Source organism: Xanthovirga aplysinae, from assembly GCF_009711365.1.
GTDB classification, from domain to species: domain Bacteria; phylum Bacteroidota; class Bacteroidia; order Cytophagales; family Cyclobacteriaceae; genus Xanthovirga; species Xanthovirga aplysinae.
In genome coordinates, this window is the sequence record NZ_SMMB01001231.1 from 1 (window position 1) to 13,132 (window position 13,132).

At 35.7% G+C, this 13,132-nt stretch carries 14 protein-coding genes; 9 read left to right on the forward strand and 5 right to left on the reverse strand.

Annotated features, from left to right (window positions below; genetic code table 11):
- Both E1171_RS18070 and E1171_RS18075 read right to left on the reverse strand, forming a co-directional pair.
- On the reverse strand, positions 1-2,214 hold a 2,214-nt coding region (locus tag E1171_RS18070; protein ID WP_155207461.1), incomplete at its 3' end, for an endonuclease MutS2.
- Positions 2,215-2,506: 292 nt separating this feature from the next.
- On the reverse strand, positions 2,507-2,914 hold the full coding sequence (locus tag E1171_RS18075) for a DUF4296 domain-containing protein (RefSeq protein WP_155207462.1): 408 nt from the start codon (positions 2,912-2,914) through the stop codon (positions 2,507-2,509).
- A 55-nt stretch (positions 2,915-2,969) separates the two neighbouring features.
- Between E1171_RS18075 and E1171_RS18080 the strand changes: the two genes are divergently transcribed.
- From E1171_RS18080 to E1171_RS18100, 5 genes are all read left to right on the forward strand, one after another.
- A complete protein-coding gene (locus E1171_RS18080; RefSeq protein ID WP_155207463.1) occupies positions 2,970-3,857 on the forward strand; it encodes a DUF58 domain-containing protein in 888 nt (295 codons plus the stop codon).
- Entirely contained in the window at positions 3,850-4,746 is an 897-nt protein-coding gene (locus E1171_RS18085; protein ID WP_155207464.1) for a hypothetical protein, read from the forward strand. The genes E1171_RS18080 and E1171_RS18085 overlap by 8 nt, the downstream gene beginning before the upstream one ends.
- Positions 4,739-5,791, forward strand: a complete 1,053-nt coding sequence (locus tag E1171_RS18090; RefSeq protein WP_155207465.1) for a vWA domain-containing protein — start codon at positions 4,739-4,741, stop codon at positions 5,789-5,791. The genes E1171_RS18085 and E1171_RS18090 overlap by 8 nt, the downstream gene beginning before the upstream one ends.
- 105 nt (positions 5,792-5,896) lie before the next feature.
- Positions 5,897-6,571 (forward strand): YggS family pyridoxal phosphate-dependent enzyme, encoded by a 675-nt coding sequence (locus E1171_RS18095; RefSeq protein WP_155207466.1) that lies wholly within the window; start codon positions 5,897-5,899, stop codon positions 6,569-6,571.
- A 181-nt stretch (positions 6,572-6,752) separates the two neighbouring features.
- Positions 6,753-7,127, forward strand: a complete 375-nt coding sequence (locus E1171_RS18100) for a DUF423 domain-containing protein (protein WP_155207467.1) — start codon at positions 6,753-6,755, stop codon at positions 7,125-7,127.
- 66 nt (positions 7,128-7,193) lie between these two features.
- Here the strand turns inward: E1171_RS18100 and E1171_RS18105 are convergent, their stop codons facing one another.
- Entirely contained in the window at positions 7,194-7,598 is a 405-nt protein-coding gene (locus E1171_RS18105) for a DUF1573 domain-containing protein (protein ID WP_155207468.1), read from the reverse strand.
- Positions 7,599-7,872: 274 nt separating this feature from the next.
- Positions 7,873-9,291 (reverse strand): ATP-dependent DNA helicase, encoded by a 1,419-nt coding sequence (locus E1171_RS18110; protein WP_155207469.1) that lies wholly within the window; start codon positions 9,289-9,291, stop codon positions 7,873-7,875.
- Positions 9,292-9,561: 270 nt separating this feature from the next.
- Here E1171_RS18110 and E1171_RS18115 point away from each other — a divergent pair, with 270 nt between their 5' ends.
- The 4 genes from E1171_RS18115 to coaD all read left to right on the forward strand — a co-directional run bounded on the left by E1171_RS18115 (position 9,562) and on the right by coaD (position 12,329).
- Entirely contained in the window at positions 9,562-10,062 is a 501-nt protein-coding gene (locus E1171_RS18115) for an NUDIX domain-containing protein (RefSeq protein WP_155207470.1), read from the forward strand.
- 70 nt (positions 10,063-10,132) lie between these two features.
- A complete protein-coding gene (locus E1171_RS18120; RefSeq protein WP_155207471.1) occupies positions 10,133-10,720 on the forward strand; it encodes a hypothetical protein in 588 nt (195 codons plus the stop codon).
- Positions 10,721-10,824: 104 nt separating this feature from the next.
- A complete protein-coding gene (locus tag E1171_RS18125; RefSeq protein WP_155207472.1) occupies positions 10,825-11,703 on the forward strand; it encodes a DUF3822 family protein in 879 nt (292 codons plus the stop codon).
- A 173-nt stretch (positions 11,704-11,876) separates the two neighbouring features.
- Complete coding sequence (gene coaD / locus E1171_RS18130; protein WP_155207473.1) at positions 11,877-12,329, forward strand: pantetheine-phosphate adenylyltransferase; 453 nt, start codon at positions 11,877-11,879, stop codon at positions 12,327-12,329.
- A gap of 147 nt (positions 12,330-12,476) precedes the next feature.
- On the opposite strand, the gene E1171_RS18135 is transcribed toward coaD, so the two are convergent.
- Positions 12,477-13,132, reverse strand: a 656-nt coding sequence (locus E1171_RS18135; RefSeq protein WP_155207474.1) for an NUDIX hydrolase, incomplete at its 5' end; no start/stop codon positions are given.

Here is a 13,132-nt window from a genome sequence, read left to right on the forward strand (position 1 = left end):
GAGAATACCGAGTGCTTCTTCCGCCCTTTTTCCTCTTAGATCTAAATTGGTAGAGAATTCACTCATTTTATGGTTGACATTGTAGCCTTTCATGGCGGCCGGTTTTTCTACTTCTTGAACAACCTTTCGGTATGTCTTTCTGGAAATTCTTTCCAAGCGGTTTAGCTTTACTTTAGAAGTTAATTGGCCGATGGTAATTTCAGCATCCTTACCTTTTAAGTTAACTATTTCTCCTACGGTTTCTTGCCCTTTAATTCTAACCAAGTCGCCAAGGTGGATTTCTCCTTCAATTACTTTTATTTCCTCCCTACTTTCCGGAATATGTTCTGTTTTTACGCTTTTCTCCAGTTTTTCAAGGTTTTCTCGGATCTTTTTGGTTTGTTCCTTTTCAGCCTTTTTTTCACGGATTTCACGGATAGTATTTTCAATTTCTCGGTTAGCCTCTTTTAGCAAATGTTTGGCTTCTGTTTTTGCTTTGTTCAACACCTTCCTTCGTTCCATTTCCAGGTATTCTTTGAGTTCCTGGTATTCTTTAACTGATTTTTCCAATTCGTTATCCTTTCTGGAAATATTTTTATTCAAATCAGCGTACTTTTTTCTTTCTCGTTCCAGTTGTCCCAAAAGCTTATCATAACTCACATGATCACTCCCTACCTTACCTTTCGCATTTTTAATGATTTCATGTGGTAACCCAATTTTCCGGGCAATTTCCAAAGCATAAGAACTTCCTGCTTTGCCAATTTCTAATTCATACATGGACTCAAGTTTGTCGAGGTCAAAGCGCATGGAAGCATTGGAAAGGCCTTGGGTTTTATCTGCAAATTTTTTGAGGTTAGCATAGTGGGTAGTAATTACCCCGAATGTTTTCTTTTTATTTAAATCATTGAGCATGGCTTCTGCAAGTGCTCCCCCAAATTGAGGTTCGGTACCAGTTCCAAATTCATCAATAAAAAATAGTGTTTTTTTATCGGCAAAATTGTAGAAGTATTTCATATTGGTTAAATGCGAGCTATATGTACTCAAGTCATTTTCTATAGATTGCTCGTCTCCAATATCGATAAAAAGGTGTTTAAAGACTCCTGCTTTGGAATGTTCATGAACCGGTATTAAAAGACCTGATTGCAACATGTATTGCAAAAGAGCTACGGTTTTCAGGGTCACAGATTTTCCACCAGCATTTGGACCTGATATAAGCACAATACGTTGTTGGTGATTTAAAGTGATGTTTAAAGGAACAACAGGTTTTCCTTGAGCTTGATGAGATAAGAAAAGTAAAGGATGTTTGGCATGGTGCCAATCAATTAATTGGGTTTTTTCTAAGTGTGGTAAGGAACCATCGATTTTTAGAGCAAACTTGGCTTTTGCGCGAATAAAATCTATTAACCCTAAAAATTGATAAGCCTTTTTTAGAAAGGGAAGGTTAGGTCTAAGCTGATTTGTTAATTCAGTTAAGATTCGGATTATTTCCCGCTTTTCCCTATACTCTAAATCTCTGATTTCATTATTAATTTCCAGTACTTCGGTTGGCTCCAGGTATACGGTCTGTCCGGTTGCGGATTCGTCATGAATAAACCCTTTTATTTTTCGTTTATGTTCGGCCAGTACCGGAATAACCATTCGGCCACTACGAATGGTTAATGAGATATCATCTGGAGTAAAACCCTTTCCTTGGGCATCACGTAGGATTCTATCTAGTACAATTCTTAACCTTCTTTGCTCGCTTAATAATTTTTGCCTGATCTGCTGAAGCTCATTACTGGCATTGTTTCTAAGTTTCCCTTTTTCATCAATTTTTCCCTCTATAGCGTTTAAAATGTTTTTGTCCAAATGCACCATTCCCCCAAGTTCTTTTAAAAGAGGATAGGCCTTACTTCTTTCATCCTTGTCAAAAAAGGACAAACATTTAAAAATGGTTTGTAATGATTGCTTAAGTTGATGAAACTCATCCTCATCTAAGAAGGCGCCTTCAATTCTGGCTTTTTCCAGGCTTTTATTTACATCCAGGTATCCGCTGGCTGGGAAAGGATCCTGACTTAAGAGGATTTGTCTAAACTCCTCGGTTTGTCGGCATAGCTTTTCAATTATAGGAAAGGCATCCGAAAAGCGCATTTTTTCCACAAAAGTTATCCCTAAAGGGCTAACGCATTCTTCTTTTACTAATTGACGTACCTTATCAAAGCCAATCTTTTTTTCTATATTTTTGGGGTATAACATGCTAATGTTTGCAGTTCTCGTCTCTAAAAAACCAAAAAGCCTCCGTTAGGTATCGGGGCTTTCTTTTTAATTTGTAAGAATTAATAATTACAAGTTTATTAGTAATCGGAGAATCAGTTTATAAATATCTATATTATTTAAATAATTAAGGGCCCAAGAAAATCACTCAAACTAATTTTTCTATTCTCAGTAATTTTCTGTCGATTGAATTCTCACCTTAATGAATTAGGTAAGTTTTAAATTAACTTTTACCAATCAGTATCAATCGGTAAAGAGTTACAAATTCCTACTTCTAATCCTCCTTTTTCTTTTCTTCCTTTTTCTTTTCTTCCTTTTTCTTTTTTAATTTTTCTTCAAAAGCTTTGTTTCTAAGTTCCAGGCTATCATAAACTGCTTGGTAAATATCAGCCATTTCTTCTGTGTTTTCCAGGTAGTAACGATAACTTTTAAGGTAGACAGAATCACTAAAGCCGTGTTCTTTGTACAGTTCTTTTTCGTAATAGGTAAATAAAACCTCTGCCGAATCTCTTTTTAAATTTAACGCCTTTATCTTGCCTTCAAGTATTTGTACATCAACTAGGAAAGAAATCATTTGCTCCTCACTTAGCAAACTGTCTGGTTTGGGGCTTAGAGGGACACTTTTTTTTGTGTCGCAGGAAAATGCTAAGCCTAAGGATAAAATCAAAAAAAACTTTTTCACGGGTGAAAATTACTTAAATATGTTCTAAATTTAAAGCCGTAAAAAATGAAACCCTATGAAGGAGCTCATTAAAAAGCTTCGAAATTACGAAATAAGAATTCGAAAAGCTATTAACTCTCATCGTCATGGCAATTTTCGCTCCGTTTTTAAGGGATCGGGATTGGAGTTTGACGATGTCAGGAGTTACCAGTACGGTGATGATGTACGTTCCATAGACTGGAAAGTTACTGCCAAGGGGCATGGAACCTTTGTAAAGACTTATAAGGAGGAAAGAGAACAATCCATTTATTTTATTTTGGATGTAAGTGCCTCCCAGGAGATTGGGGCCCCTAATAAGCAGAAAATAGATGTAGGAAGAGAGATTTGTGGGGTTTTGGCTTTATCGGCTTTGAAGGAGTCCAGCCAAGTAGGCGTTATCGGTTTTTCTGATCAACTGGAAATGTATTTGCGTTCTGGTAAAGGGCACAGGCATGCTGCATATTTGTTGAAGAACCTTTTTGAGTTAAAATCGAAATCGAAAAAGACTTCAATAAGGCGGTCTATTCAAACAGCTTTAAAGTTGATTAAAAAGCGTAGCGTCGTATTTTTGATTTCTGATTTTATCGATAAGGATTATGAGCAGCCTCTAAAAGCCTTGATTCGCAAACATGACGTGGTCATTATTCACCTCTCAGACCGGCGTGAAACTCAACTTCCAAAACTAGGCATAATTCCTGTGTTGGATAAGGAAAGCGGTAAAACACTGTGGGTTAATACCTCTTCTGAGGCGTATCAAAAGCAATATGGACAGATGTATATGCAAAACAGTATTGCTTTGGATCAGTTTTGTCGCTCCCTTCAAGCGAATTATGTGGATATTGACACGGAGGAAGATTATGTTCCCAAACTTATTAAACTTTTTAAAATTCGTAATAAATCGAAAGGAAAGAGTGTGCATGCGTAAACGGTTGTTATTGAGCTTTCTTTATATTTTTCTAGTCTTGTCAAATCTTTATGGGCAGTTTTTGAAAAGGCCAGAAGGACATTTTTTGACAGATAGTATTAGGGTGGGGGAGATTCAATCTTTTTCACTGACCTTCCGCTATCCCAAGGATCAACAGGTGGTATTTCCGGACTCCACTTTTGATTTTGCCCCTTTTGAATTTTCAAAGAAGGAGTATTTTCCTACTAAATCGGGTGAAAAATACAGCTATGACAGTGCGGTTTACTATTTGAGTACTTTTGAAGTCGATTCCATTCAATATTTATCATTGCCCGTCTTTATGCTGTCGGGTAAAGATAGTATGGACATTTACTCTAATGTAGATTCTGTAGTTTTTAAAGGAGAGGTGGCACAACTTCCAGATTCCTTGGTTTTCAAGGAGAAAACTATTTACAGGCCAGTAACGAAGCAATTTAATTATCCGTATTTATTTATTGGATTAGGGGTAGTTGTATTCCTTGCTCTTTTGATTCTAATTATTTTTGGAAAAAAGATAAGAAAATCCTTAAAGATTTATCGGTTGAATAAGGCCTACCAATTATTTGTCAGGGAGTTTGATGAAAAAATTGAGGAATTGCGCCAGGAACCGGGAGCGGAATTGTCAGAAGGAGGATTAAAATATTGGAAGCTTTATATGGAGAAGTTGGAAAAACGGCCCTATACAAAAAATACTACTAAGGAAATTATCCATATGGAATCCAATGATTTGTTATCGGAACCATTAAAAGCAATTGATAGAAGTATTTATAGTCGTCATAAAGATGAAAATTTACATATAAGTTTTGGTCAACTAAAAGATTTTACAAGCCAAAAGTACCACCAAAGAAAGGAGGAGATCATAAATGCTTGAGTCGACAGGAGATGGACTTTCATGGTTGAGCCTTAAATGGTTCTTTCCTTCCACATTTCAAAATTACTCATGGGAAAACCCCAATTGGTTATATCTTCTATGGCTGATTCCCCTGTTTTTTATTGTTCGTTGGTTAATTGGTTTGCGGTTTAACCAAACCTATGATGTGGCTTTGGAGCAAAAACATTTAAAGATTAACCGGACTGCTTTATTAAGATTTGTTCCCGAGGTGATAATGGCTTTAAGTATTGCTTTGATAACTATTGCCTTAGCCAGACCACAAAAAAATAATGAGGAAGTTGAGCAATGGACTGAGGGTATTGATATCATGCTGGTTTTGGATATTTCTACGTCTATGGAAATTGAAGATTTTAAACCCAATCGACTTGAGGCTGCCAAAACCGTAGCTCATGAATTTATTTCCGGACGTTTTCAAGATAGGATTGGAATGGTGGTCTTTTCAGGTGAAGCCTTTTCTCTTTCTCCCTTGACTACCGATTACGACTTACTTTATAATTATATTGATGAAATTGATTTTAATATGATTGATAAAGGAGGGACGGCTATTGGAAGTGCACTAGCAGTGGCAACAAACCGCATGCGAGATTCAGATTCTAAGTCAAAAGTTATGATTCTGATGAGTGATGGGGATAACAATATGGGAAATATTGATCCACTTACTGCTGCTAAGTTGGCTCATGCTTACGGCATCAGGATTTATACCATTGGAATTGGGAAGGAAGGAAGAGTACCTTTTGGGAAGACTTTTTTTGGAACCACCCGCTATGTGGAAAATACCTTGGATGAGACTACTCTTCGTGAAATCGCTAAGATTGGAGAGGGAAGGTTTTTTAGGGTTTCTAATAATCAGGCCCTTCAAGAGGTATTTGCTTCAATAGATAAAATGGAAAAGGCTGAAATAAAAGAAACCCGATTTAAGGATACTACCGATTTTTATACAGCCTATTTGCATTGGGCAGTTGTATTATTTTTGTTCTGGCTGCTGCTAAAATCAAGTTTTATTAATAATCTTTTGCAAGATTAGGGGGAACTGATAGAATTTATTATTCATTCGAAAAATACCATTTTTCTTGAGGAAAGAAGATGGGATAATTTGCGTCAATTCGAATATTTTTTCAGTAATAGTTTGATGAGTATTAAAGAAAAACTTAGGGATTTCCAATCTCAATTAGAAGGTACATCCTGTAAATTAATTGCGGTAAGTAAAACAAAGCCTGTTGAGATGATTCGAGAGGCTTATGAAGCAGGTATCCGCCGATTTGGAGAAAATAAAGTACAGGAACTAACGGACAAGCATGTTCACCTTGCGGATGATATTGAATGGCACATGATCGGTCATTTGCAGCGAAATAAAGTTAAATATATAGCCCCCTTTGTTTCTTTGATTCATGCGGTAGATAGCCTCCGTCTTCTGAAGGAAATCAATAAACAGGGACAGAAAAACCAGAGAATTATCAATTGCCTTTTGCAAATTCATATTGCACAAGAGGAAACAAAATTTGGACTGTCAAGGGAAGAATTAGAGGAACTCCTGAAATCCGAAGATTTTAAGGGGATGAAAAATATAAAAGTAATTGGATTAATGGGTATGGCCACCAATACTGCTGATCAGGACCAGGTTAGAAAAGAATTTCGTAATTTGAAAAATATTTTTGAAGACTCAAAAGTACAGGGGGATCTCCCTAATTTTTGTATGAAAGAGCTTTCTATGGGAATGAGCGGGGACTATCAAATAGCAATTGAGGAAGGTAGTACTATGATAAGAGTAGGAAGTGCTATATTCGGGGCAAGAAATTATCAATAATGGGTCGTATTTTTAGTTTTTTCCTCTTGAGGAATTTGTTTTTTGATAATCTGTGAATCGTAGTTTCTTCTACTTAATTTTCATTCATAATTTTAAGAAGTGTTTGGATAGGTTCCCAAAAAGATCGTTTTCGATTAAAAATAAGAAATTAAGACAAGCTCTCACCCAAAAAAATAATTAAATGCAAAAGTTAACCCTTATCATTGGAGCCCTGGCCGGAGGTTTGGCTGTTATGATTGGAGCATTTGGGGCGCACGCTCTGAAAGCTTCATTAGAAGCTTCCGGAAAGTTAGAAGTTTTTGAAACGGGAGTAAAGTATCAGTTTTATCATTCTCTTGCTTTATTGCTAATAGGTCTGCTTATGTTTCATCTGGAGCATAAATGGTTAACCTATGCCTCTTACAGTATGATGGGAGGAATTCTGATATTTTCAGGGTCTTTATATATCCTCTGTTTAAGTGGTATAGGTAAATGGGGAGCAGTTACTCCAATTGGTGGTCTGTTGCTGATTATGGGTTGGATTTTCACCATCATGGCTATTTATAGAAGCCTTTAAATGAAAAACGTCTCTTACCCATCAATTGGAAAAGAGACGTCTGCAATTTCTTTGGTTTATATATTATTACTTCCTTTTTGGGGGGAGGACATTTGATTTTATACTCACTCTAGCCCTGGAATTGGTAGCATTAGATACCACTGTGATAAACTTATTTTGTGTCCCCATTTTGCCAGCACTATTAAATTGAACGGTGATTTCCCCACCATCTCCCGGAGCTATAGGATCTCTTGGCCAATTGGTAGCTGTACACCCGCAACTTGTGGTCACGTTGCTTAAAACCAGGGGTTCATTTCCTTCATTCGCAAATTTGAACGTATACTCTACCACATCTCCTTGGTGAATATCCCCAAAATCGTGTTTACTGTCTTTAAAGGCTATTTTAGGACCATCTTCTTCTTTTTGCTCTTCCTGGGCTATAACCTGGGTTACTAAGAAGAGGCCTAAAACCAAAACAAATAACTTTCTCATTTTCTAACTTTAGTTTTAGTTTAATTACTTTTTTTCGGTTTTGAAAGTAAAATATTAGACAACCTATAAAATTGATGCTTTTTTTTCAAAACCTAAATTGTTGAGAACATATAAATGAAGGTAAGTTTTCCTGAATTACATTCTTGAAGATTGCTTTTTTTGCTCTCTGTTTTAGTGTATTATTTTAATCAAGAATGGTAAATTTTATTTTTTCTCCAGTTCTCTCCAAATTATTACAAAATATAAATTCAATTATTTAGTATTCATTATTTTATTATACTTCTTCAGCAAAAAAACGTTCGTGGAAATTCATTAAAAATAATTCTTGGCTAGCTCGTGTAGTAGCTGTATATAACCATCGTAGGTATTCTTTGTCTTGCATTTCTTCAGTTAAGTACCCTTGGTCAACGAAAACTGCCTTCCATTGGCCACCTTGAGATTTATGACAGGTAAGAGCATAGGCGTACTTTATTTGCAAGGCATTTAAATAATGGTCTTTTCGTAGGGCTTTTTCTCTTTCTTTTTTTGTGTGAAAATTTTGTTCTATGTCTTCACGTACTGCATGATATAATTTTTTATATTCTTCCATACTTAAAGAAGGAGTTGGAGAATGAAGAGTATCCAAAAAAACTTTGGCTTCAAAAGGTTTTTGTTCGGGAAAATCCGGAAGTCGAAGCTCTAGGGTGGCAAATCGGTAACCATAAAGTTCTTCAATATTGATTATCCGAAGCACTTCTGCAAAATCTCCGTTCGCCAAAAATCCTGCTGGCGAATCTTCAGGTAGTACATGATAATTATTGCGTACGATCATTAAAAAATCTCCTGCATCGATTTCTTCCTCCCTAAAAAATATTCTATTTCGGACAAAATGGTTGTATTGTACTGCAGTTTTATTTGATCGGCAAATAATTATGGTATTATCTATTCCGTATTTATCATAAGCGTATCTTAATCCATCCTCTAGTTTTTCGCCATTCATCCGAAAAATATCTTTATAATCAGAAATTATAAATCTTATTCGAAAATTGTCTTTTTCCAGTTGTGTTCTTAGTTGGGTTGCATTGTGGAGTATTCCGGAGTTAATTTGCTGTCTCATCACTTCCTTTAATTCTATGGAAGTGACTGTTAGAAGATAATTTTGCGATAAATGGTCCACATAAAGTGCAATGCTTTCTTTTTGGAAAACAGGAGGTAACTGAGCACTGTCTCCAATAAACATCAATTTATTTCCATTTCCTTCAAAAACAAAACTTACCAAGTCAGCTAGTAGGCTGGAAGTTCCAAATTCAGATTCGTCCGAAATCATGGAGGCTTCATCCACGATGAAAAGTGTATTGGTATGCAAATTCTTTTGTTTTCTAAAAACCAATTGCCCAGAATCTGCATCAGAAACTTGCTTGTAAATTTTTTTATGGATGGTGAATGCTTTTTTACCAGAGTAAGTGGTCATTACTTTGGCGGCCCTTCCGGTGGGAGCTAATAACACAGTCCGATATTTTAGCAAAGGTAAAACCTGAACTAATGCACTGATAACTGAAGTTTTTCCTGTTCCGGCATAACCTTTGAGCACGAATGCCGGACGATTTTCAGGTTTTCCTTGGAAAAAAACGTCCCACTTGGAGAAAAGCTCTACCTGTCCCTGAGTGGGTTGGTGGGGAAATACCTTTCTTATTAGCTCTGATAATTTTCTCAATACCTTTGCGTTACTATCTTGGCAAAAAGCAAATATAGCACCTGCTTAGAGTCTAACAAAATCTCAGGTTTATTGAGAATTACCAATTAGGAATTGATAATTCAAGAGCTAAAAGATAATATTTAAGTTTTTCATTTTTCAATGAAGAAAGCAAGGTGCAAAGTTTTAGAGAAGGTGGTCAATTTTTGGCACTAATTTTGGAAATTTCTTTCTACAAATTTCAAATATGCTCTGGATTGCATTATATTTGGAATTCGGGGAAACTTTTAAATGGACAAAACTGAAATTTTTACCCTAAATAATTATAGTGATCAACTTAGGGTGCGGGTTTGTGGGATTTGTTTCCACAACAATGAGGTGTTAATGGTAAAACACCTAAAACTGACATCTAAGGGATATTTTTGGTGTCCTCCCGGAGGAGGAATGGAATTCGGAAGTTCAGCCGAGGAAAATTTAATTCGGGAGTTTAGGGAGGAGACTGGTCTAGATATTGAGATTAAGAAATTTCTTTTTGTTCATGAATACCTTGGGCCACCTTTACATGCCGTTGAGCTTTTTTTTGAAGTTGAAGTGGTAGGGGGAAATTTGATGAGAGGGGAGGATCCTGAATTTTCATCAAATGAGCAAATTATCTCTGAGGTTAGTTTTTTAAGTTGGGATGAAATTAAAAGTGAACAAGGGGTACAAATGCATGGAGTATTCAATGCATGTAAACATCCTAAAGAGCTTCTAAAACCGGGTAGTTTTTATAAACTGCAAGTCAAAACATAAAAATTGGGAGTGAATAAATTGTTTTTTAGGCTATAAAATCTTTATAATTGCAACAAAAAAGTTTTTTAAGATGAATTTAACCAAAGTTTTAACTGTAGTTTTTTCGCTAATTGCAGTCGGATTGTTATGGTTTTTATATTCCAGTGTTAAGCATGACATTGATGAAAAGGCGAGAATAGAACGTTCGGAGAAGGCTGTCATTGAGAAATTAAAGATAATTCGTACAGCGGAAATAACTTACCGTTCAGTTAATGGACAATATACGGATAGCTGGGATACCCTAAAAGCATTTATTACCGGTGGTATTATTTACAACATTCAGAAAAAAGAGGAGATCATTACATTAGATTATGGTGCTGATAGTGTAATTACTCATGTGGATACCTTAGGGGTGGTAAATGTAATGGATTCTGTATTTAAACCATCCGAATATCCTAGGTTTAATGTTGCTACTTTGGATAGAATTCCTCAAAGTGATAAGAAGTTTTCTATTTCCGCCGGTACTATTCAAAAATCAGGACGTGATGTAGCAGTAGTAGAGGTAGTAGATACTGACCCGGCTGATCCGGCAAGGAAAGAATCGAATGATATTCGAAACAGAAAGCCGCTTCGGTTTGGTTCAATGACTGAAGTAACAACTACAGGTAACTGGGAATAAGTCTTTTTTCCACAATAGAAAAATTTAGGGGTGATCACAGTGATAGGGAGGGTGTTTTTCCTATTGTTGTGATCACCATTTTTTTGTACCAGCAAATGTTTTAGGTGAGAATTGAACCCAAACATAGCATTAAAGATGAGCGGTTTACAATTGATAAACTTCATCAATATTCTTTGTCTATTCAGGTAAGCCCGGAATACTTTTTATGTTGTGTCACTGATAAAAGTGAAAACCGCTGCTTATTTTTGGAAGACTATCGGTTTGATCGTTTTCAAGACGAAAAAGAACTGTTTGTACATCTCCTGGAGATTTTTGAACAACATTCTTTTTTAACAGCAGGGTTCTGGAATTCGGTCAGGCTTTCTGTTGATACACCAAAGTTTGCCCTTATACCCTCTACGCTTTTCGATTCTTCTGCTTTAAATGATTATCTTAAATGGTCTTGTCCTATTGACCCTGAACAGGACAAATTGCTCTTTTATCATGGATTATCAAATGATGTGGTAGGGGTGTATGCCATTAATTCTCTTTTATACGATTGGGTGAAATCCCTCTATCCTAATTTAAAAGTGCAATTCTTTCATCAGAGTATTATTTTGATTGAAGCATGTTTAAAACATGCGGTTGAAAATTCCAAAAAGAACTTTCTGTCGATTTTCAAGGAAGGGGGTATCCTTCATCTAGTGGTTGTGGGTGAAGGTAGGTTGCAGTTTTATAATCAATTTATTGTACCCACAAAAGAAAAGGCCTTGAAGTACATTCTTTTGACGATGCAAGAACTTGATCTTGCCACCAATGTTGCAGAAGTGATGCTTTGGGGAAATGTGAAGGAGCAGTCTCCTTTATTTATTTTATTGAATAACTATTTTGATAATCTCTCATTTGGTGAGAGAACCCCTTCTCTAAAATTAGGTCTGGTCTTTGATGAACTTGAAGATCAGGAATACCATTCCCTTTTCAACTTAAGTTTTATAGCCCCATGAGATGCTAGACTTTAAAACCTGAGAAGGTTCATTGAAGTTATTTTTCTAAAGCATTCAGATTTGGTTCCTAATTTTGTTTTTTATACTTATTTTGGTTTTTAATTGATCTTCTGATCCGATTCTAGAGCTAAGTACAATTTTATGAAGCTCTAAATCAATTATGACAAATATTTATGAAAAAAATTGCCATTTTCCCCGGCTCCTTTGATCCCTTCACCAAAGGGCACGAAGATATTGTTATTCGTGGACTAAAATTGTTTGATGAGATCATAATAGGGCTTGGTCATAATTCTAAGAAAAAACGTTATTTCGACTTGGATACAATGATGCAATATATTGAGGAAACTTTTAAAGATTATCCTCATATAAGTGTCATTGCTTATGATGAGTTGACAGCAAATTTAGCAGAAAATCACGGGGCCAGATATCTCCTACGTGGACTAAGAAATACTACAGACTTTGAGTATGAAAATAGTATTGCTCAGTTTAATAAACAGTTGGTGGGAGATTTGGAGAGTGTTTTTTTGATAACTTCTCCAGCCTATGCCTATATTAGTTCCACAATTATCCGTGAGGTACATCGGTATGGAGAAGATGTTAGTGCTTTTTTGCCTTATAAATTGTAACAATGAGCAATGAATAATTAGTAATGAATAAATTGCTTCATTCTGCTGAATAAATTTTTGACTTATATTTTAGTTGAGATCCAAAAATTAGATGGCCATTAAAGGCGTCATATTTGATATCTTTAATGGCCATTATTACTTTTTCTTTTAATTATGTATCGATAATTCTTGAATTTCTTTTTCTCTTTGATCAAATTTTTTGAACACCCTTTTGATGGAAGGGTAGGTGTTTTTTAGGGCTTCTTTTACCTCAGCTAAGTCCATCCAGCGTACAGCTTCAATATCTTCTTCTAATTGAGGGGCCATTTGGGTATCATCCAAACAACTCATTTTATACCAAACAGTCTTTTTTAAAATTCGTTTGTGGTTTCTAATGTAGGTATGCCAGGTGTTGCAAATTTCGTACTCATTAGATACGCTAACATTGCACTCCTCTTCAACCTCACGAAGGGCTCCTGCTGGTTCGCTTTCTCCTTTTTCCAATTTCCCTTTTGGCAAGTCCCATTTCTTCAATCGGAAAATCATAAGGTATTTTCCGTCTTTAACGACTAATCCACCACCTGCTTTAATAATGGTAAATTGATTTTTAAAAAATTCCCGGGCTTCTTCTACTTCATTTGAAATAAAAGTAATGGATTTTAGCTTGTTCCCTTTCCCTTTTTCAAGAAGTTGAAGAAAATCGACCATTTGTTGGTTGGTCGTATTTATTACTAGAATGTTGCCTTTTAGTTTTTTTAGTTTTTCACCATTGTCTATAATTAAGTCTGCGGAAGATTTTTCTTGTGTTTTAATTGGACCGCTCA